Below are 18,943 nucleotides of genomic sequence, written 5' to 3' on the forward strand. Positions count from 1 at the left end.
CTCGAAACCGCCATTAAGAATTCGCTAACTGCGCTCGAAGTTTCCGACATGCGTCATGCGCACGGCAGAGGTGCGATGAGGTGCACTACTAAGAGGCAGGTCATGCCTTTAAATATAGCTTATCGAATTGCTTCCCAAAGGCCACCCCGAATGTTCCGCTTCCTCACCTCCGAAATCCAGAACTTCCGCGCTCAGCGCAAGTCGATCAACCTCCTTCGCGGGATGAGCGACCACGCCCTCGCCGACATCGGCGTGAGCCGTGGCGACATCAGCCGCGCCGTCCGCCACGGACGCGGCTGACAGCCCTCGGCCATCGCGACTCCGGCTCCCGAGAGCCGCTGGCGCACGAGGGCTGACCGGTCCGACGAAACCGACGAAGCAAAACAAAGGGCAGGCGCGATCGACATCGCGTCTGCCCTTTTCTCGTTCGCGACGCCCTCCCGCGTCGCGTGCGGGCGATCGTTCGACCGGGCGGCCGGACGCTTCCGGAAAGCGCCAGCCGCCTGACGTCCCGCTATTTGCCGGACTCCAGCCGATCCTCGACCTTCTTCCGGCTGTTTCCCACCGCTTTCACGGCGTCCTTCACGTCCTTTGCGCCGACGCCCTCCTTGGTCGCCTCGTAGCGCACTTCGTGGTCCTGCCCGCCGGCGACCCGGGCTCGATCCTGTGCCCGTCCGCGGCTCGTCTGATCCTTTGCCATCTCGGCCTCCTCCTTGCTCGACGAAGCATAACGGGATGATCGTCGAGACGTTGCGAGGAGGGCCAGCCGGGTCGAGCAGCGGCACATGCACGCAGCGCGCCGCCCTCAGGAACCAGGCCGAAGGGAGCGGGTTGAGGACCCAAAACCGAACACGGGAGGCGGTCCATGGCAGCATCGGCAGACGACGACGTCCAGACCGTCGTCGACCCCCGCGACGCCGCCGAGTCCGCCGGCCTCGTCTATGTCTCCGACGAGGAGCCGGGCATTCGGCGGCGCAAGTCGGGCAAGGGGTTCAGCTATGCCGCCCCGGATGGCAAGACGATCAAGGACAAGGACACGATCGCCCGTATCCGGTCCCTCGCCATTCCTCCCGCCTATACCGACGTCTGGATCTCGTCCGATCCCGCCGGCCACATCCAGGCGACGGGCCGCGACGCCAAGGGCCGGAAACAGTACCGCTACCATCCCAAGTTTCGGGAGGTGCGGGACGGGGTGAAGTTCGAGCATGTCATGGAATTCGCGCACTGCCTGCCGAAGATCCGGGAGACCGTGTCGAACCATATGTCGCTGAAGGGCCTGCCGCGCGACAAGGTGCTCGCGACGACCGTCCACCTTCTGGAGACGACCCTGATCCGCGTCGGCAACGACGACTACGTCAAGCAGAACCAGAGCTACGGCCTGACCACGCTGCAGGACAAGCATGTGAAGATCGAGGGATCGGCGCTGCGCTTTCGCTTCAAGGGCAAGAGCGGCAAGACCTGGAACCTCGACGTGAAGGACAAACGGATCGCCCGGATCGTCAAGGCCTGCCAGGACCTGCCGGGCCAGGAACTTCTCCAATACGTGGACGAGGACGGCGCGACCCGCGACGTGACCTCGGCCGACGTGAATGCCTATCTGCGGGAGATCACGGGCAAGGACATCACGGCGAAGGACTTTCGCACCTGGGCCGGAACGGTCCTCGCCGCGCTGGCGCTGCGCGAGTTCGAGGAGTTCGATACCGACGCCAAGGCCCGGAAGAACGTGCGCGCGGCGATCGAGCGTGTCGCCGCCCGTCTCGGCAACACGCCGACGGTCTGCCGCAAGTGCTACGTCCACCCGGAAATCCTCAACACCTATCTCAGCGGATCGCTGCTCCTGGAGATCAAGGAAGAGGTGGACGCCGAACTGCGCGAGAGCCTGACGGGACTGACGCCGGAAGAGGCGGCCGTCATGGGCCTCCTGCGCGCCCGCCTTTCCGCGGAAATATCGAAGGCCGGCAAGACCGCTTCGTCCCGCACCCTCGAAGCCGCGGCTTGACGTGCAGCCGGACGCGGAGTGATCGATGGCCACCCGTGCCAAACCGTCGAGCCGCGGGCGGCCGAGCGCGGAGCCGGAGGACGGAGACCCCGGCGCGGTGAAGATCGCGACCTTCAACGTCAACGGCGTCAACGGCCGGCTGCCTTTGCTCCTGCGATGGCTGGAGGAGGCCACACCGGACATCGTCTGCCTGCAGGAGCTCAAGGCCCCCCAGGGCAAGTTTCCGCTCGGCGCGATCGAGGCGGCCGGCTACCGGGCGGTCTGGCATGGCCAGAGCCGCTGGAACGGCGTCGCCATTCTGTCGAGGGGGTCGGAGCCGATCGAGACGCGGCGGGGGCTTCCCGGCGACGATGCCGAGAGCGACAGCCGCTACATCGAGGCGGCCGTCAAAGGGGTTCTGATCGGCTGTCTCTACCTGCCGAACGGCAATCCGGCGCCCGGCCCGAAGTTCGAGCGCAAGCTCGACTGGTTCCGGCGCTTCACGGAACATGCCGCCACGCTTCTCGCCTCCGGCGCCCCGGTGATCCTGGCCGGCGACTACAACACCATGCCGACCGATCTCGACGTCCACAGACCCGAACGCTGGACCGACGACGCGCTGTTTCGCCCCGAAGTGCGCGAGGCCTTCGAGGGTCTGACCGGGCAGGGGTGGACGGATGCGGTGCGCGCGCTCCATCCCGGCGAGCGCCTCTACACGTTCTGGGACTATCTGCGGACGGCGTGGGAGAGGGACGCCGGCCTTCGCCTGGATCATCTCCTCCTCAGCCCGAACCTTTCCGGACGGCTCGCCGCGGCCGAGATCGACCGCCATGTCCGGGGATGGGACCATGCGAGCGACCACGCGCCGGTCTGGATCTCTCTCACCGGCGAGGCTTCGTCTCGATGAGGAACCAGGCATCGGGCCGGCCGTTCGGTCTTTCGTCGAAGGAGAGAGATCGAGATGGCGACCCATTCGTTCTGGAAAGGCTATCTGAAGCTCTCCCTGGTGACCTGTCCGGTGGTGATGTCGCCGGCGACCTCCGAGAGCGAGAAGGTCAAGTTCCACACTCTCAACCGCAAGACCGGCAACCGGATCGTCACGCGAAACGTCGATGCGGTCACCGACGAGCCGGTCGAAGAGGACGACGAGGTGAAGGGCTACGAGCGCGGCGACGACGACTTCGTCCTCCTGGAGGACGATGAGATCGCAGCGGTCGCCCTCGAAAGCACCCGCACGATCGATATCGACATGTTCGTGCCCGCCGACAGCATCGAATGGGTCTGGTACGACAAGCCCCACTATCTCACCCCGAACGATTCCGTCGGCGAGGAGGCCTTCTCCGTCATCCGCGATGCCATGGCCTCGACGGGCATGGTCGGCATCTCCCGCCTCGTCATGTACAGCCGGGAGCGGGCCGTGATGCTGGAGCCGAGGAGCAAGGGAATCGTCCTCTGGACCCTGCGCTACGGCGACGAGGTGCGGGCGGAGGATCTCTACTTCGGCAAGATCAAGGCCGGAAAGCCGGACGCCAAGCAGATGACGCTCGTCAAGAAGCTGATCGAGGAGCGGTCGAAGCCCTGGGACCCGAAAATGGTCGACGACCCCGTCCAGGCGAACCTGCTCGATCTCATCGCCTCGAAGAAGAAGGGTCGGAAGCGGCCTTCCAAGGCCAAGGCGGCCGAGCCCGCCGCGCCCTCCAACGTCGTCAACATCATGGACGCCCTGCGCCGCAGCATCTCCTCCGACAAGACGCCGAGGAAGGCGCCTTAGCTCCGCTTGCGGCGCTTCTTCGGCGCATCCCCGATCGGGGCCTCCGCTGCCCTGAAATGCGCCCAAGGGTCGGAGGCGAGGGCAGCCATGCGGGTCGGCGTGTTCTCGACGGTGAAATAGGCCGGACCGATCGCCGGGCTCAGCTCCGACCAGTCGAGCGGCATGGAGACGGGCGCGCCCGGCCGTGCCCGCGTCGAATAGGGCGCGACGGCCGTCATGCCTCGTTGGTTGCGCAGGTAGTCGATGAGGATCTTGCCGTGCCGTTTCGACTTGGTGATCGTCGAGACGTAGCGGTCGGGAGCATCCGCGGCCATGGAGTCGGCCATCGCCTTCGTGAAGGCCTTCACGGCCGGCCAGTCGGCACTCGGCTTCACCGGCGCCACGACATGCAGCCCCTTGCCGCCCGACGTCTTCACGAAAGGCTCGAGCCCCGCGAGCTTCAGGCGTTCGCGCACCTCTTCGGCGGCCGCGATGACATCGGTCCAGTCGACGCCGTCGCCGGGGTCGAGATCCATCGTGATCGTGTCCGGCCGATCCCAGTCCGCGACCGTCGAGCCCCAGGGGTGGATCTCGAGGACGGCCCCCTGAACGAGCCCGATCAGGCCGTCGAGATTCCCGACGGCGACGAACGGCTCCTCCGTCTCCGCCGAAGGGTCCGTCACGAGCCGAATGCTTTTGCTGAGGCCTTTCCAGGCGTGTTTCTGAAAGAAGGACGGACCCGCGATCCCGCTCGGGCATCGCAGGAGGGCGAGGGGGCGGTCTGCGATGAAGGGGGCCATGTAGCGCCAGAGGTCGCTGTAATAGTCCGCCAGCCCTTCCTTCGTGACCCCGACATCCGGCCAGTAGACCCGATCGCCATGGGTGAGCGCCACGGAGGGCTTCGGCGACGCCGCGGCCTTCGGGCGCGTCGCCGCGACCTCGCGCACGATCTCCCGCGCCGACTTGTCCTCGCGAAGGCCGCGAAACGAAGCGTGCCGAAGATGGCCGTCCGCCGTCCAGGCGCGAAACTCCACCTCCGCCACGAGATCCGGCCGGACGTAGCGTGCCAGACGCGCCTCCTCCGCCGTGAGCTTGGCGCCGAAGGGACTCGCCTCGGCCTTCAGCCGGTTGAGCCTTTCGAACAGATCCTCGGCGACCGCCCCGGAAAAGCCGGTGCCGACGCGGCCGACATGGTCGAGCCGGTCGCCGTCGTAGAGGCCGAGAAGCAGCGAGCCGATCGCCTTCCTGGATGTGGAGGAGGGGACGTAGCCGCCGATGACGAACTCCTGGCGGGACGAGCATTTGGACTTCACCCAGCCTTTTCCGCGGCCGGACTGGTAGGGGCCGTCGGCAAGCTTGGAGATGACGCCTTCGAGGCCGAGGCGGCAGGCGTGGCGCAGCACGGTGGCACCGTTTTCTTCGAAGTGGCCGCTATATTTCAGCACTGCGCCGTCGGGGCCGACGAGCTCCTGCAGCACCGCCTTGCGCTGCACCAGCGGCACCTGCCGCAGATCGTATCCATCGAGATGAAGGAGGTCGAAGGCATAGAAGGAGAAGCGGTCGGAGCGCCCTTCGCTGAGGTCGGACTGGAGGGCCGAGAAGTCCGACGCTCCCGCGCTCGTCTCCACGACCAGCTCCCCGTCGATGACGGCCGTGCCGACCGGCAAGGCTTGCAGAGCTTCGACGACCGGCTTGCCGAACCTCTTCGTCCACTCGAGCCCGCTGCGCGTCGACAGCCTCACGCGCCCGGCCTCGATCCGGGCCTGCAGGCGATAGCCGTCGAACTTGATCTCGTGGAGCCAGCGCTTGCCGGCGGGCGGCTTGGCGACGAGCGTGGCGAGGCTGGGCTCGACGAAATCGGGCAGAGTCGCCTTAGTGGCGCCCTCGATGCCGGACGCATCCGGGGCGGTGCCCGGCGGCTCGTCCGCGGCAGGCGACGAGGCGGCCCGACGGGGCTTCGCCGCCTTCTTCGTGGCGGGCTTCTTCGCGCCGATCTTGCCGGTCCGCGACGACCAGCCGGGTGCCTCGCCGGCGACCTCGTCCAACATCCGGCCCGTTTTGGCCGATTCCGGCCGCTCTTCGAGAATGTCCAGATCGCCCGCCTCGCGCGCGGCCGCATCCTCGCCCTTGATCAGGAGCCAGTTCTCGCGCTTCTCGCCGGGCTTGCCGTGCATCCGCACGAGATGCCAATGCCCCGAGAGTTTCTCGCCCGAAAGCTCGAACTCCAGATGCCCCTTCGCGTAACCTTTGGCTGCGTCGTGAAGGGGCGCCCAGGTCCCGCGGTCCCAGACGATGACCGTTCCGCCGCCATACTCGCCCTTCGGGATCGTGCCTTCGAAGTCGCCATATTCGAGCGGATGATCCTCGACATGCACGGCAAGGCGCTTTTCGCCGGGCACGAGGCTCGGACCCTTCGTGACGGCCCAGCTTTTCAGAACGCCATCCAGTTCGAGCCGGAAATCGTAGTGCAGGCGCGTGGCATCGTGCTTCTGGATCACGAAGCTCTGGCCGCCGCTCCGGACATCGCCGCCTTCGGGCTCCGACGTCGCGGCGAAGTTGCGCTTCTTGCGGTAGGGCTCGAGCGCAGCGGCCATCAGCTTGCCTTGCGTCTCGCCGGCTCAGCCTTCGCGCGGCGCGGCGCGGCCTTCGATTTCGGCTTTGCCTTCGTCTCGGACGGCTTCTTCTTCGCAGCGCCCGCGCTTTCGCGCAGCGCCGCCATGAGGTCGATGACCTTGTCGGTCTTCTCGTATTCGGGAGCCTTGATCTTGCGCCCCTCGACCTTTGCCTTCACCACTTCGGCGAGCGCCGCCTCGTAGCGGTCCTCGAACGCCGAGGGATCGAACTTGCCCCTCTTCGTCTTGATGATGTGCTCGGCCAGATCCAGCATCTCGCCCTTGACCGTCAGCTCCGGCATGTCGCCGAAGGCCTTGTCGGCGGAGCGAACCTCGTAGTCGAAGTTCAGCGTGGTCGCGATCAGGCCGGAGCCGTAGACGCGGATCAGCACCGTGCGCACGCGCCGGAACAGCACCGTCTGCGCGATCGCGACGACCTTCTTGGCGCGCAGACCCTCCCGGATGAGGACGAAGGCCTCGTGCGCATGCTCGTCCGAGGGCGCCAGATAGTAGGGCTTGTCGAAATAGACGTTGTCGATCTCGGCGGCCGGTATGAAGGCCGACACGTCCAGCACCTTGTCGCTGCCCGGCACGGCGGCTGCCACTTCCTCGGGTTCGAGCACGACGTAGTCGCCCGAACTCACCTCGTAGCCCTTGACCTGATCGTCCTTCTCCACCGGTTTTCCCGTCTCACCATCGACGAACTGGCGGTGGATGCGATGGCCCGTAGCGCGGTTGATCGTGTGGAACGCGATGCGGTCGGAGGTCGAAGCCGCCGTGTAGAGGGCAACGGGACAGGCGACCTCGCCCACCTTCAACACGCCCTTCCAGTTCGCCCTTGGAGCCACGCCAGCACCTCGCTTCTCGTCCCGATGCCACACCACAGCGCCGGCGACCTGCCGATTTCGATACCCAACCGGTCAGCGTCCTCGAAGTTCCTGACGCTTCTCGCCCTTCCTGACGCGGCTTCAGCCACCGCTCTCCGGAGCGCGGTACTGGTCGTCCGCCACCTTCTCGAGCCAGTCGACGCTCTTGCCGCCCTCGGCTTCCGCTATGGCGATGTGGGTCATGGCCGTCGATGCCGTTGCCCCGTGCCAATGCTTCTCGCCGGATGGGAACCAGACGATGTCTCCGGGGCGGATCTCCTCGACGGGACCGCCCTCGCGCTGCGCCCAACCGAGACCGGCGGTGACGATCAGCGTTTGACCGAGGGGATGGGTGTGCCAGGCCGTTCGGGCGCCGGGTTCGAAGGTGACGATGGCGCCGGCGACGCGCGCGGGTTCGCTTCCCTTGAACGGCTGGTCCAGGCGCACCGTGCCCGTGAAGTAATCGGCTGGCCCCGGCGACGAGGGCTGGCTGCCGTTGCGCTTGATGTCCATGTCGGTTCTCGCGGTTGTTTGGATGGAAACCTATGCCTCGATCAACGTGGCACTCCAGTGGTCTCGAGCCACTGCGTCACTTCCGCAAGGGTCTCGCGCTCCTGGTCGCACGCCTTGGAGAACGCCTCGATGATGCGGGCGCCCGGCGCGTGTTCGGCGACCACGTCGAGGCTGCTGCCAAGCCCGTATCCGCCATGCGTGATGAACGGCACCAAGGTCTTTCCCGAGAGATCGTGGTTCGACAGGAACGACCGGATGATCGAAGGCGCCGTCGTCCCCCAAATCGGGAAGCCGAGGAAGACCGTGTCGTAGGAGGATAAGGCGGGTGCGAGCGCCTGCAACGGCGGTTCGTAGCCTCGACGGCGTTCTTCCGTCGCTTGCGCCACCTGCGCCTCGTAGTCCTCCGGATAGGGATCGGCGGGCACGATCTGGAACAGCTCGGCATTTCTGGCCCGGGCGATCTGGGTCGCGATCAGCCGCGTGTTGCCCGTGCGGGTGAAGTACGCGATGAGAACCTTAGAGCCGCGGCGCGGCTCCGCGGCCACGGCCCTGGCTGACGAGGGGGAGGCCGACGCGGCGCCCAGCCCGGCCACCAAAGGCAGCATGAGCGAGCCCTTCAGGGCTTGGCGACGCGAGATGGCGTTGATCGGTGACATCGTGCTGTCCTTCAAGAACAAGACCGCGACCCGCTGGCGCTCAGCTCCTTGCAGGCGCTTCGACGCCCGAATACGCGAGCACGGCCTCCGGCAGCCTCGCGCCCCTGATCCCGATGGCCGCCACCGCCGCATCCAACTCGGTGAACTCGGACGGCGTGAAGGTTACGTTGGCCGCGCCGTTGTTCTCCAGCATGTGCGCCATCTGTGTCGTGCCGGGGATCGGGACGATCCAGGGCTTCCTGGCCATCAGCCAGGCGAGGGCGATCTGGGCCGGCGTCGCGCCCTTGCGCTCCGCCCATTGTTTGACGAGGTCGACCAGCGCGAGGTTGCCGGCGAGGTTCTCCGGGGAGAACCGATCCTCGATCCCGCGAATGTCGCCCTCCGCGAAGCGCGTCCTCGCGTCGATCGCGCCCGTCAGGAAGCCGACGCCAAGCGGGCTCCAGGGAACGAAGCCGATGCCGAACTCCTCGCAGAGCGGCAGCACTTTCGCTTCCGGTCCGCGCCACAGCATCGAGTACTCGCTCTGGACGGCTGCCAGCGGAAGCGCGGCGTGGGCACGCCGGAGGGTGGCGAGGCCCATTTCGCTGAGGCCCCAATGGAGGACCTTGCCTTCGTCCATCAGGTCCTTAATCGCGCCGGCCACGTCCTCGATCGGCACGGCGGGGTCGACGCGGTGCTGGTAGACGAGGTCGATGCGGTCCGTGCGCAGGCGCTTCAGCGAGCCTTCGATGGCGCGCTTGACGTGGTCGGGCCGGCTGATGAGCCCGGGCCCGCGAACGCCCGTTTCCAGATCGATGTTCCAGCCGAATTTCGAGGTGATCACGACCTTGTCGCGAAACGCCTCGATGGCCTCGCCGAGGATCCGCTCGTCCTCGTGCGGGCCGTAGGCTTCCGCGGTGTCGAAGAAGGTCACTCCGTTGTCGAAGGCCGCGCGGATGATGGCGAGCATCTCCGGACGCCACGGGACCGTCGTCTGGTAGGTGCGGTGCATGTTTTGGACGCCGAGACCGACGCTGGAGACCTCCAGTTCGCCCAGCTTCCTGCGCCCGGCGACGACGGACGTGGACGCGCTGCCCGACGCCGTTCCGGCCGCTGGAGCTTGCTGAGCGAAGGCGCGTGTCGCGAGTGGCGCTGCGGCGAGGGCGCCCGCCGCGAGGAGCAGGCCGCGGCGACCGATCTTCGGTCCTTGCTTCGTGGTCATGCGGGTCTTCCTTCCATGTGGATGCGGGGATGCGGATCGATCCTCGAAGCGCCGGGCTGACTCTGGGTGTCGGGCGCCGGACAAACCGCTCTGCGGTGGCTGGCCGACCAGCACCGCTTTTTGGCTCAGCGGTTCACGAACCGTTGGTGGGACGCGGCGTAGCGTTCGCCCTGGACCTGGATGCCGGACAGCGCGTCCAGGATGCGTGCGAGATCGGCCTCCGTCAGTTCCACGTCCGCCCCGCCGAGATTCTCCTCGAGACGATGAAGCTTCGTGGTGCCCGGGATCGGAACGATGAACGGGCGCTGGGCGAGGAGCCATGCCAGCGCGACCTGCGCCGGGCTCACGCCCTTGTCCGCGGCGACCGATTTCACGAGCTCGACGAGGGCGAAGTTCGCCTTCAGGGCGTCGGGCGCGAAGCGCGGGACCGTCGCGCGGAAGTCGTCGGCGGCGAACGTGGTCGTCGTTTCGATCTTGCCCGTCAGGAAGCCCTTGCCGAGCGGGGCGAAGGGCACGAAGCCGATGCCGAGCTCCTCGAGGAGCGGCAGGATCTCGGCCTCCGGCTCGCGCCAGAACAGCGAATACTCGCTCTGGAGCGCGGCGACGGGATGAACGGCATGGGCGCGGCGGATCGAGTCCGCGCCGGCCTCCGACAGGCCGAAATGGCCGACCTTGCCGGCTTCGACGAGGTCCTTCACGGCGCCGGCGACGTCCTCGATCGGCACGGCTGGATCCACGCGGTGCTGGTAGAAGAGATCGATGCGGTCGGTGCGAAGACGCTTCAGGGCTCCGTCGGCGACCTGCCGGATGCGCTCGGGGCGGCTGTCGAGACCGTTGGCCGGCACGCCGTCCTTGAAGCCGAACTTGGTGGCGATCACGACCTGACTGCGGACGGGCTCCAGCGCCTCGCCCACGACCTCTTCGTTGACACCGGGGCCGTAGGCTTCCGCTGTGTCGAAGAAGGTGACGCCGCGGTCATGCGCGGCCCGGATCAGCTTGACGGCCTCCTGGCGATCCGTCGCCGGCCCGTAGCCGAAGCTGAGCCCCATGCAACCGAGGCCGATGGCCGATACGTCGAGGCCGCTCCGGCCCAGCGTGCGCTTCTGCATGATGTGAATCCTTTCGGTTCGAGGGGCGAGACGCGATCTCGCCTGCCATGAATCTCAAGATACGCCGTCGGCATTCCCTGGATTAGGCCGCATAAATCGCTTGAGGCTATGAAGCACAGTCATGGAACAGGCCCCGCAGGGGCGATTGAACCGTAGCGGTGACGCGTGGCCAGCCGGGTCGGGTACGCCGCTTGGGTGGCATCGGAAAGGCAGTGTCGTCAGGCATTTCGATCGCATCGATCCAGTTCGCGACGGCCAGTTCGGGCGGCCCAGTCATGAGTATTCTTCATAGGGTCATGCCCGAATGCACCGCTAATCCCCGTCCGTTGCCGACCTTATCCTCTGGGAGGAAGGGGTGACCGTCGTTGCAAGCATCGTTCGTTCGGACACCCCGCTCACCTGTCGGGAGAAGCGAAATGAATGTCCTTGCCACCGCCTTGGCGACCGCAGTCCTCGTCGGCCCCTCATTCGCGCAGGAGGCCGCGCGGTCGTTCCCCAGAATGGCGCCGCCGATCGTTCGCGACACCGTTCCCGCCCTCGCGGACTATACGGACGAGGTCCTGTTCGGCAGCGTCTGGGCTCGTCCCGATCTCGCGCCGCGCGACCGCAGCATCGTGACCGTCTCGGCCCTCGTCGCGGGCGGCCACACCCGGCAGATGACCGGCCATTTCAACCGGGCGCTCGACAACGGCGTGAAGCCGACCGAGCTGACCGAGATCATCACGCATCTTGCCTTCTATACGGGCTGGCCGAACGCCATGTCGGCCGTCGGGGTGGCCAAGGAGGTCTTCGAGAAGCGCGGCATCGGACCTGAGCAGCTCGCCGCCATCGGCGCTGCGCCCCTTCCCGTCGACGAGACAATCGAGCCGAAGCGTGCGGCGAGCGTCGAGGCTGCGGTCACTCCCGTGGCGCCGGCTCTCTCGGCCTACACGAACGGCGTTCTCTTCGACGACCTCTGGCGGCGTCCGGAGCTCGCGCCGCGCGACCGGAGCCTCGCCACGGTATCGGCGCTGATCGCGTCGGCCCAGGTTGACCAGCTCGCCTTCCACCTGGACCGCGGCATGGCGAACGGCCTGAAGCAGACCGAGGTCGCCGAGATCATCACGCATCTGGCCTTCTACACGGGCTGGCCAAACGCCATGACCGCGGTTCCCGTGGCCAAGACCGTGTTCGAGGCTCGCGGATCCGCCGGCGAAGGCGCCGCCCCGACCAGCAACTGACGCCCACCGACACGACACTAAAAGCCGACAGAACCGCCATGAACATCTTCGCCGCCATCGCCGTGCCTTGCCTCCTTCTCGCCTCAGCCGCCGGTGCCGCCGAGGACGGGAAGGGCGTCCGGATCATACCGAACGGATCGCAACCGTCCGCCGCCGGCCCCGCCGCGAACTTCACCGGATCCGTCCGGGTCGACAGTCGGTTCCAGGGCGAGGCGCCAGCGCGGATCGGCGGCGGTGTCGTCACCTTCGAGCCCGGGGCGCGAACCGCCTGGCATACGCATCCGCTTGGCCAAACGCTGATCGTCACTGCGGGCAAGGGTCTCGTCCAGGAATGGGGCGGGCCGGCCCAGGAGATTCAGCCCGGCGATGTCGCCTGGATCCCACCGGGCGTGAAGCACTGGCATGGAGCGGGTCCGACGACCGGGATGAGCCATGTCGCCGTGTCCGAGTCCCTCGACGGCAAGTCCGTCGAATGGTTGGAAAAAGTCTCCGACGAGCAATACGGACCGAGGTAAGGCTGTGGGCGGATCAAACCGCGGCCATCCCGTTTGGAAGTGGTCGCCGTTCACTGCTTGCAACACGAGTGAAGGAAGTGCGATGACGACGCTGGCGCAGCGCCTCAAGGATACGGCGGCAGGTCTTTCCATCTCGTTCGCGATCGCAAGCGGCGAGGGGACTGCGCATGCCGCAGGGCAAACGGATTCCCCCGTGGAGATCCACGTTGCTGGTCATCGACCAACGGCGAAACCCTCCGCTACGTACGCCGACGGCACCTACGTCGCGAGAGGTTGGTATGGCGGCCGGTCGTCGTCCATCACCGTCACGCTCACGCTGACCAGCGACGTCGTCACCTCAGTCGAGGTTCAGCCCCATGCCATCGATCCAACATCTCTCGAACTCCAGCACCGCTTCGCCTGAGCGGTACCAGATGTCGTCGTCGGCAAACGGGTGGGTCAGGTCCGGGTCGGTCGCCTCGTAGGATCGGGTGAGACGTCGGAAGGCTTCAACGACGCGGTGCGGAGGATCAAGGAAGTCGCTGACGTTCGTCTGACGAGGGCGGCGCGCTTGCGGGACGCCTGAGCTTCCGTCTCGTTTATCGAGATGAGGATCTTGGGCAGCTCGTCCTCAATCGTCGAGTTTCGGATACCAGTCGGTACCACGTCCCTCGGGCGTCGTGTCGAGCAGGACCCAGAGCGGGTTCATGTCGGGCGCGTTGTGGGGGTCCTGTCCCGGATCGGCAATCTGGCCTCCGCCCTCGGCCGCGTAGAACAGGCGGATCGTGCCGTCGCCCTCGCGCGTGAACACGAGGTAGCCGGGCCAGTCGGCGTCGCGCTCCCCGTTGTAGTCGGCCCAGAAGTCGCCGGACGGGTCGGAGTAGAATTTCAGCCCCGTCCAGTCCCGCGTCTTGGCGTAGTCCAGAATGCGGTGGATGGGCGACCGGGCTACCACCGCCAGCGCGACGCGCTTCTCGATGTGACGGGCTTCCCCGTCCCAGGCGTCGAGCTGCGCGGAGCACATAGGACATCCATTGTTCCGCTGGGGCCCGTACATCATGCAGTACACGATCAGCGTGTCGCGGCTGCCGAAAAGGTCGGAGAGCCGCACCGGACCGTCTGGGCTGTCGAGGCGGTAGTCCTGCGGTACTTTCCCACCCTGTGGCAACATCCGGCGCTGCTCGGCGACACGCCACAGATGACGACGCAGCTCGATCTCCTCGGCGAGCAAGGCCGTGCGGGCAGCGCGGTACTCCTGGCTCTCGTTCGGCCAGTGCGCCGGGTCTAGCGCGGCGAGTTCGGCGGCAGGCTTGAGCTCGGCGGTCATGACTTGGCTCCCTGATCTCGCTACATCTGATTGACGTCGAGAATGTTGCCTTTCGTGTCCTTGAACCAATCCATCTTGAAGTCGCCTGCGCTGTGGATCAAGGCCTGCCTGTTCCACGACCGCCGCTGTCTCACCGTCAAGCGCCCCAGGAGGGCTCACGGCGCTGGAGTGAAATGGCGACCTTTCAACTGAGCGAAGAAGCTGGCCACGGCAGGTCTTCCGACAGGAGGTCAGTAAGCGGCCTTATGGCTCGCTACCCAAACCGGAAATGATTTCCGTCGCCAGTTGCGTTGCACTACTGAGCTGAACCGTCTGACCGAATGCGTGCAAGGACGAGACTCCATGACGGACGACAAGAGCCTCATCGGCAATAGGGCGGCCCATGCCATGATGGAAGCCGTTCAACGGCAAGCGATCGAGATCGTCGCTCTCTCCAACGAGGCTCGGGAAGTGCGCTACGCCCTCATCCTGAAAACCTTCAAGGAGACTGCAATGGGGATGGGGAAGGAGACGTCGCAGGCTGAAGAGGCCGCCAACAAGATGGTGGAGTGGACTCGATCCATGGGGATGATCATCGAAGCCGGCGGAGGTGCCGCGGGAGGTGCGGCCTGATGCTACGTCGTTGGACTGTTGGAAACGCCTCGCCCGAGGTCAACTGGCCGGACGCGGCGCCGCGATCTCTACCGCAGCCGATCGGGGAGGGCGTCCCTCGCCGAGATCGGCGATGTAGCGATCCATGATGGGCATCGTTCCGTAGCGCTGGGCCCTGCTTCCTTCTCCAGCGTAAAGCCCGGCTCCATCGCCATCAACTGGCGCATGGACTCCCTTGCCTCGTCCATCTTGCCACGGCGTATGTCCACTGCTGCCGCGATGCGAAGGCAGTTCGCGCGCTGGTCGGACCCGATCCGGCAGTCCCGGAGGATGTCGGCCGCCGCCTGTGCCATTCATCCATGGTCACGTTGCGGTCGGCATTCCCGGCGGCGTCCCAAGGACGCTTCCCCCAAATCTCAAGCCGTCTGAGGCCGTCGCTCGGTGCGCTTGTCGAGAGTGACCGGATCGTTAAGGACACGGATGCCCGTGGCGTTAAAAGGATCGTGCCCCCGAAGGCTTCCGCAGAAGCAATCGGGGGCATGCCAGAGCCTTGTCAGGCTTGGCGACGTCCGGTGGGACCTCAGGCGACTTCGGGCAGTCGCTCGAGCAGCTTGTCGAGCGTCATCGGGTAGTCCCGGAGGCGGACGCCCGTCGCGTTGTGGATGGCGTTGGCGACCGCTGCGCCGACGCCGCAGAGGCCGAGCTCGCCGACGCCCTTGGCCTTCATCGGCGAGACCGTCGGGTCCGTTTCGTCGAGGAAGATGACCTCCTGGTGCGGGATGTCGGCATGAACCGGAACCTCGTAGCTCGCGAGGTCGTGGTTCACGAAGAACCCGTACCGCTTGTCGACGGCGAGCTCCTCCATCAGCGCCCCGCCGACGCCCATCGTCATGGCACCGATCACTTGGCTTCGCGCCGTCTTCGGGTTGAGGATGCGACCGGCCGCGCAGACCGCGAGCATGCGGCGCACCCGAACCTCGGCGGTCGCGACGTCCACGCCGACCTCGACGAAGTGTCCGGCGAAGGTCGACTGCTGCATGCGCTTCGAGAGGTCGCCGAACTCGATCTTGTCCTCGACTCTGATGTCGCCGTCCCGGGCGGCATCGGCCAGCGGAACGCTGCGGTTGCCGGCGTGAACGCCGCCATCGCGGAACTCCACCTCGCCCGAGTTGAAGCCGAGCTTCTGCGCGACCGTCTCGCGGAGCTTCACGCAGGCGGCGTAGACGCCCGCCGTGGACGAGGCAGCGCCCCACTGGCCGCCGGAACCCGCCGCGACGGGGAAGCTGGAGTCGCCGAGATTCACCGCCACCATGGACATCGGAAGCCCCATCATCTCGGCGGCCGTCTGCGCGATGATCGTGTAGGAGCCCGTGCCGATGTCCGTCATGTCGGTCTCGACCGTCACGAGACCCTCGCGGTCGAGACGAACGCGGGCGCCGGACGTCATGGTCGGTGCATTGCGGAAGCCGACGGACAGGCCGAGCCCGACCATGAACCGCCCGTCGCGCACCTGGCCCGGTCGCGGGTTGCGGGCCGACCAGCCGAACCGCTCGGCACCCTGGCGCAGGCACTCCGTGAGCTGGCGCTGCGAGAAGGGGCGCTCCGGGTTCTCCGGATCGACCTGCGTGTCGTTGCGGATGCGGAACTCGACCGGGTCGATCCCCAGCCGCTCTGCCATCTCGTCCATGGCGATCTCGAGCGCCATCAGGCCCGGTGCCTCGCCCGGCGCGCGCATAGCGTTGCCCTCGGGCAGGTCGAGAGTGGCAAGCCGCGTGCGGATCAGCCGATGTGCACCGGCATAGAGGAGGCGCGTTTGGTCGGCGGCGTTCTCCGGCTTGCCGTCGGGCAGGTTGCCCGACCAGGTCTCGTGGCCGATTGCGGTGATCGTGCCGTCGCGGTCCGCGCCGATGCGGATGCGCTGGACCGTCGCGGGTCGGTGCGTCGTGTTGTTGGCGACGAGCGGGCGCTGGAGCGCGACCTTCACCGCGCGTCCGGTCTGCCGGGCGCCGAGCGCGGCGAGAAGGGCGTCGGAGCGCACGAAGAGCTTGCCGCCGAAGCCGCCGCCGATGAAAGGCGCGATGATGCGCACCTTGTCGGCGGGCATGTTGAGGTTCGCGGCCAGCTCGCCGGGCGCCCAATTCACCATCTGGTTCGAGGTCCAGATCGTCAGCCGATCGTCGTCCCAGACCGCCATGGAGGCATGCGGTTCGATCATCGAGTGCGACTGGTCGGGCGTCGTGTAGCTCTCGTCGAGCTTCACCGCCGCCGCTGCGAAGGCCTGGTCGAAGTCGCCGACATCGGCATCGGGATCGGTTTCGCCGCCTTCCGGTTTTTTCGCCGAATCCTTCGACGCTGCAAGGTCGAAGGCGCCGGATGCGTCCTCGTAACGGATGTCGACGAGCCCAGCCGCCGCCCGTGCCTGTTCGAAGGTCTCGGCGACGACGAGCGCGACCGCCTGGTGGTAGTGATCGACCTCGGGTCCGCCCAGCAGCTTGGCGATGTTCATCTTGCCCTTGCCGAGCTTGCCCGTGTTCTCGGCGGTCACGATGCGCAGGACGCCGGGAGCCGCGTTGGCAGCGGCAAGGTCCATGGACCTGATACGGCCCTTGGCGATGCCGGCGCCGACGACATAGCCGTAGGCGGGGTTCGGGGCGACGTCGTGATGCTCGTAGGCATAGGGCGCGGTGCCCGTGACCTTGTGGCGGCCGTCGATGCGGTCGACGGGCTGGCCGACCACCTTGAGCTGGTCGATCGGGTTCGTCGTGGCGGGCGTGTCGAACTTCATCGGATCAGTTCCTCGCCTCTGCCATCACCGCGCCGAGCGCTCGCTCGACCAGCGGGACCTTGAACGCGTTGTGGTCTGTGGGCTTGGCATCGGCGAGCAGCCGCCCGCTGGCCGCCTTCGCGCCCTTCGCCAGTTCCGCGTCGGCTTCCTCGACGCGCCAGGGCTTGTGCGCGACGCCGCCGACGGCGAAGCGGCCTGTCCCGTCCGCCTGCACGACGGCCGCGACCGAGATCAGCGCGAAGGCATAGGACGCGCGGTCGCGGACCTTGCGGTAGATCTGCGTGCCGCCCAGCGGCTTCGGCAAGGTCACGGCCGTGATCAGCTCGCCCGGCTCCAGTGCCGTCTCGATATGAGGCGTGTCGCCGGGCAGGCGGTGGAAGTCGGCCATCGGGATCGCGCGGGTCTGCCCGTCCGGCTTCACGGTCTCGACGGTGGCGTCGAGCACCCGGAGCGCGACGTTCATGTCCGACGGGTTCGTCGCGATGCAGGCCTCGCTGACGCCGACGACGCCGAGCTGGCGCGAATAGCCCTCCAGCGCCGAACAGCCGGAGCCGGGCCGGCGTTTGTTGCAGGCCATGTTCGTGTCGTAGAAGTAGGGGCAGCGCGTGCGCTGGAGGAGGTTGCCCGCCGTCGTCGCTCGGTTGCGAAGCTGGCCGGAGGCGCCGGCGACGATCGCCCGCGTCAGGACGCCGTAATCGCGCTTCACGCGCGCATCACCGGCGAGATCGGTGTTGCGCACGAGCGCGCCGATGCGAAGGCCCCCGCCCTCGGTGGCCTCGATCGTGTCGAGGCTCAAGCCGTTCACGTCGATGAGATGCTGCGGGGTCTCGATCTGGAGCTTCATCAGGTCGAGGAGGTTCGTCCCGCCCGCGATGAACTTCGCGCCGGGCTTTGCACTCGCGGCCTTTGCCGCGTCGGCGGGTGAGGTCGCGCGTTCGTAAGTGAAGGACTTCATGCGGGCCTCCCGGCGACCTCGGTCATCGCCTCGACGATGTTGGAATAAGCGCCGCAGCGGCAGATGTTGCCGCTCATGCGCTCGCGCATCTCGGTTTCGGAGAGATCCGGCGCGGCGTTCAGATCGCCGCTGACATGGCTCGGAATGCCGTCGCGGATTTCTCCGAGAACCGACACTGCCGAGCAGATCTGGCCCGGCGTGCAGTAGCCGCACTGGTAGCCGTCGTGCTTCACGAAGGCCGCCTGCATCGGGTGCAGATTATCCGGCGTGCCGAGACCCTCGATCGTTGTGATCTCGTCGCCTTCGTGCATCACGGCAAGCGACAGGCAGGAGTTCATCCGCCGGCCTTCCACAATCACCGTGCAGGCCCCGCACTGGCCGTGGTCGCAGCCTTTCTTAGTGCCCGACAGCTTTAGGTGCTCGCGCAGGGCGTCGAGGAGGGTGGTGCGCAGGTCGAGGTCGAGGTCGCGACGTTCGCCGTTGACGGTGAAGGAGACCTTCGAGACGACGGGCGCGTCAGCACCTTCACGGGTCTGCGCAAAGGCGGCCATCGGGATCGTGGTGGCGGCGACCGACGCCGCCGTCGCGGCCATCAGCTCGCGCCTGTTGAGTTCGAGGTGATTGGGTCCGTGCATGTCGGGTTCCGATCCTTCTTGGGGTGGGTCGGGATGAGGTTCGGCGATCAAGCCGTGTGACGGGCAAGATCCCTGGAAGGCCATGGTTCCTCGATCACCGCGTCGCCACGGACGAGTGATGACCGCGATGACGACGTCGGAGCATCGGCATGGGGGACTGTCAGGAGTTCTGTGCGGGAGGCCGTTTTCGTCAGAGGACGAAGCGGTCTGCAAAGACGACAGCGAACTGCGTCTTGGCCTCTATCCACTCG

At 66.8% G+C, this 18,943-nt stretch carries 19 protein-coding genes; 8 read left to right on the forward strand and 11 right to left on the reverse strand.

Features of this window, described 5'->3' with window-relative positions; all coding sequences use genetic code 11:
• Positions 1 to 150 precede the first annotated feature (150 nt).
• A complete protein-coding gene (locus ASG62_RS26810; RefSeq protein ID WP_156382315.1) occupies positions 151 to 300 on the forward strand; it encodes a DUF1127 domain-containing protein in 150 nt (49 codons plus the stop codon).
• 214 nt (positions 301 to 514) lie between these two features.
• Here the strand turns inward: ASG62_RS26810 and ASG62_RS22535 are convergent, their stop codons facing one another.
• Positions 515 to 700: a DUF3606 domain-containing protein gene (locus ASG62_RS22535; RefSeq protein ID WP_056690686.1), complete on the reverse strand. Its 186-nt coding sequence runs from the start codon at positions 698 to 700 to the stop codon at positions 515 to 517.
• A 165-nt stretch (positions 701 to 865) separates the two neighbouring features.
• Here ASG62_RS22535 and ASG62_RS22540 point away from each other — a divergent pair, with 165 nt between their 5' ends.
• The 3 genes from ASG62_RS22540 to ASG62_RS22550 all read left to right on the forward strand — a co-directional run bounded on the left by ASG62_RS22540 (position 866) and on the right by ASG62_RS22550 (position 3,749).
• A complete protein-coding gene (locus ASG62_RS22540; protein ID WP_056690687.1) occupies positions 866 to 1,999 on the forward strand; it encodes a DNA topoisomerase IB in 1,134 nt (377 codons plus the stop codon).
• Positions 2,000 to 2,096: 97 nt separating this feature from the next.
• Entirely contained in the window at positions 2,097 to 2,885 is a 789-nt protein-coding gene (locus ASG62_RS22545) for an exodeoxyribonuclease III (protein WP_056690690.1), read from the forward strand.
• A 54-nt stretch (positions 2,886 to 2,939) separates the two neighbouring features.
• Positions 2,940 to 3,749 carry a Ku protein gene (locus ASG62_RS22550; RefSeq protein WP_056690693.1) on the forward strand — a complete coding sequence of 270 codons (810 nt, stop codon included), beginning with the start codon at positions 2,940 to 2,942 and terminating at the stop codon, positions 3,747 to 3,749.
• On the opposite strand, the gene ligD is transcribed toward ASG62_RS22550, so the two are convergent.
• The 6 genes from ligD to ASG62_RS22580 all read right to left on the reverse strand — a co-directional run bounded on the left by ligD (position 3,746) and on the right by ASG62_RS22580 (position 10,685).
• Positions 3,746 to 6,322 (reverse strand): DNA ligase D, encoded by a 2,577-nt coding sequence (ligD, locus tag ASG62_RS22555; protein ID WP_056690699.1) that lies wholly within the window; start codon positions 6,320 to 6,322, stop codon positions 3,746 to 3,748. The genes ASG62_RS22550 and ligD overlap by 4 nt on opposite strands.
• Positions 6,322 to 7,188, reverse strand: coding sequence for a Ku protein (locus ASG62_RS22560; protein ID WP_056690702.1), 867 nt, complete (start codon positions 7,186 to 7,188; stop codon positions 6,322 to 6,324). Before ASG62_RS22560 ends, ligD begins: the two co-directional genes overlap by 1 nt.
• Positions 7,189 to 7,308: 120 nt before the next feature.
• Entirely contained in the window at positions 7,309 to 7,719 is a 411-nt protein-coding gene (locus ASG62_RS22565) for a cupin domain-containing protein (protein WP_056690704.1), read from the reverse strand.
• Positions 7,720 to 7,760: 41 nt separating this feature from the next.
• Positions 7,761 to 8,375, reverse strand: a complete 615-nt coding sequence (locus ASG62_RS22570) for a flavodoxin (protein WP_056690841.1) — start codon at positions 8,373 to 8,375, stop codon at positions 7,761 to 7,763.
• Positions 8,376 to 8,415: 40 nt separating this feature from the next.
• Complete coding sequence (locus ASG62_RS22575) at positions 8,416 to 9,576, reverse strand: aldo/keto reductase (protein WP_056690707.1); 1,161 nt, start codon at positions 9,574 to 9,576, stop codon at positions 8,416 to 8,418.
• Between the two features lie 125 nt (positions 9,577 to 9,701).
• A complete protein-coding gene (locus ASG62_RS22580) occupies positions 9,702 to 10,685 on the reverse strand; it encodes an aldo/keto reductase (RefSeq protein ID WP_056690709.1) in 984 nt (327 codons plus the stop codon).
• Between the two features lie 500 nt (positions 10,686 to 11,185).
• Between ASG62_RS22580 and ASG62_RS22585 the strand changes: the two genes are divergently transcribed.
• The 3 genes from ASG62_RS22585 to ASG62_RS27315 all read left to right on the forward strand — a co-directional run bounded on the left by ASG62_RS22585 (position 11,186) and on the right by ASG62_RS27315 (position 12,823).
• Positions 11,186 to 11,905, forward strand: a complete 720-nt coding sequence (locus ASG62_RS22585; RefSeq protein ID WP_244488612.1) for a carboxymuconolactone decarboxylase family protein — start codon at positions 11,186 to 11,188, stop codon at positions 11,903 to 11,905.
• A gap of 38 nt (positions 11,906 to 11,943) precedes the next feature.
• Entirely contained in the window at positions 11,944 to 12,420 is a 477-nt protein-coding gene (locus tag ASG62_RS22590; protein ID WP_056690712.1) for a cupin domain-containing protein, read from the forward strand.
• Between the two features lie 82 nt (positions 12,421 to 12,502).
• Complete coding sequence (locus tag ASG62_RS27315; RefSeq protein WP_200944644.1) at positions 12,503 to 12,823, forward strand: hypothetical protein; 321 nt, start codon at positions 12,503 to 12,505, stop codon at positions 12,821 to 12,823.
• Positions 12,824 to 13,030: 207 nt separating this feature from the next.
• Here ASG62_RS27315 and ASG62_RS22600 read toward each other — a convergent pair whose 3' ends face one another.
• Entirely contained in the window at positions 13,031 to 13,726 is a 696-nt protein-coding gene (locus ASG62_RS22600) for a DUF899 family protein (RefSeq protein ID WP_056690714.1), read from the reverse strand.
• A gap of 342 nt (positions 13,727 to 14,068) precedes the next feature.
• Between ASG62_RS22600 and ASG62_RS22605 the strand changes: the two genes are divergently transcribed.
• On the forward strand, positions 14,069 to 14,338 hold the full coding sequence (locus tag ASG62_RS22605) for a hypothetical protein (RefSeq protein ID WP_056690717.1): 270 nt from the start codon (positions 14,069 to 14,071) through the stop codon (positions 14,336 to 14,338).
• Between the two features lie 559 nt (positions 14,339 to 14,897).
• On the opposite strand, the gene paoC is transcribed toward ASG62_RS22605, so the two are convergent.
• Genes paoC through paoA form a run of 3 tightly spaced genes read right to left on the reverse strand, consistent with a single transcriptional unit; the run spans position 14,898 to position 18,692 of the window.
• Positions 14,898 to 17,102: an aldehyde oxidoreductase molybdenum-binding subunit PaoC gene (gene paoC, locus ASG62_RS22615; protein ID WP_056690726.1), complete on the reverse strand. Its 2,205-nt coding sequence runs from the start codon at positions 17,100 to 17,102 to the stop codon at positions 14,898 to 14,900.
• A gap of 4 nt (positions 17,103 to 17,106) precedes the next feature.
• Positions 17,107 to 18,057, reverse strand: a complete 951-nt coding sequence (locus tag ASG62_RS22620; RefSeq protein ID WP_056690727.1) for an FAD binding domain-containing protein — start codon at positions 18,055 to 18,057, stop codon at positions 17,107 to 17,109.
• Positions 18,054 to 18,692 (reverse strand): aldehyde dehydrogenase iron-sulfur subunit PaoA, encoded by a 639-nt coding sequence (gene paoA, locus ASG62_RS22625; RefSeq protein WP_056690728.1) that lies wholly within the window; start codon positions 18,690 to 18,692, stop codon positions 18,054 to 18,056. Before paoA ends, ASG62_RS22620 begins: the two co-directional genes overlap by 4 nt.
• Positions 18,693 to 18,943: the final 251 nt, after the last annotated feature.

This window comes from Aureimonas sp. Leaf427, from assembly GCF_001425485.1.
Taxonomy (GTDB): domain Bacteria; phylum Pseudomonadota; class Alphaproteobacteria; order Rhizobiales; family Rhizobiaceae; genus Plantimonas.

Bases quoted from the DNA above. Each gene is read 5' to 3' on its own strand.
- ASG62_RS22605 (WP_056690717.1), top strand. From the start codon at position 14,069: ATGACGGACGACAAGAGCCTCATCGGCAATAGGGCGGCCCATGCCATG.
- paoA (WP_056690728.1), bottom strand. From the start codon at position 18,692: ATGCACGGACCCAATCACCTCGAACTCAACAGGCGCGAGCTGATGGCC.
- ASG62_RS22620 (WP_056690727.1), bottom strand. From the start codon at position 18,057: ATGAAGTCCTTCACTTACGAACGCGCGACCTCACCCGCCGACGCGGCA.
- ASG62_RS22550 (WP_056690693.1), top strand. From the start codon at position 2,940: ATGGCGACCCATTCGTTCTGGAAAGGCTATCTGAAGCTCTCCCTGGTG.
- ligD (WP_056690699.1), bottom strand. From the start codon at position 6,322: ATGGCCGCTGCGCTCGAGCCCTACCGCAAGAAGCGCAACTTCGCCGCG.
- ASG62_RS22600 (WP_056690714.1), bottom strand. From the start codon at position 13,726: ATGACCGCCGAGCTCAAGCCTGCCGCCGAACTCGCCGCGCTAGACCCG.
- paoC (WP_056690726.1), bottom strand. From the start codon at position 17,102: ATGAAGTTCGACACGCCCGCCACGACGAACCCGATCGACCAGCTCAAG.
- ASG62_RS22590 (WP_056690712.1), top strand. From the start codon at position 11,944: ATGAACATCTTCGCCGCCATCGCCGTGCCTTGCCTCCTTCTCGCCTCA.
- ASG62_RS26810 (WP_156382315.1), top strand. From the start codon at position 151: ATGTTCCGCTTCCTCACCTCCGAAATCCAGAACTTCCGCGCTCAGCGC.
- ASG62_RS22575 (WP_056690707.1), bottom strand. From the start codon at position 9,576: ATGACCACGAAGCAAGGACCGAAGATCGGTCGCCGCGGCCTGCTCCTC.
- ASG62_RS22570 (WP_056690841.1), bottom strand. From the start codon at position 8,375: ATGTCACCGATCAACGCCATCTCGCGTCGCCAAGCCCTGAAGGGCTCG.
- ASG62_RS22535 (WP_056690686.1), bottom strand. From the start codon at position 700: ATGGCAAAGGATCAGACGAGCCGCGGACGGGCACAGGATCGAGCCCGG.
- ASG62_RS22585 (WP_244488612.1), top strand. From the start codon at position 11,186: ATGGCGCCGCCGATCGTTCGCGACACCGTTCCCGCCCTCGCGGACTAT.
- ASG62_RS22540 (WP_056690687.1), top strand. From the start codon at position 866: ATGGCAGCATCGGCAGACGACGACGTCCAGACCGTCGTCGACCCCCGC.
- ASG62_RS22565 (WP_056690704.1), bottom strand. From the start codon at position 7,719: ATGGACATCAAGCGCAACGGCAGCCAGCCCTCGTCGCCGGGGCCAGCC.
- ASG62_RS22580 (WP_056690709.1), bottom strand. From the start codon at position 10,685: ATGCAGAAGCGCACGCTGGGCCGGAGCGGCCTCGACGTATCGGCCATC.
- ASG62_RS27315 (WP_200944644.1), top strand. From the start codon at position 12,503: ATGACGACGCTGGCGCAGCGCCTCAAGGATACGGCGGCAGGTCTTTCC.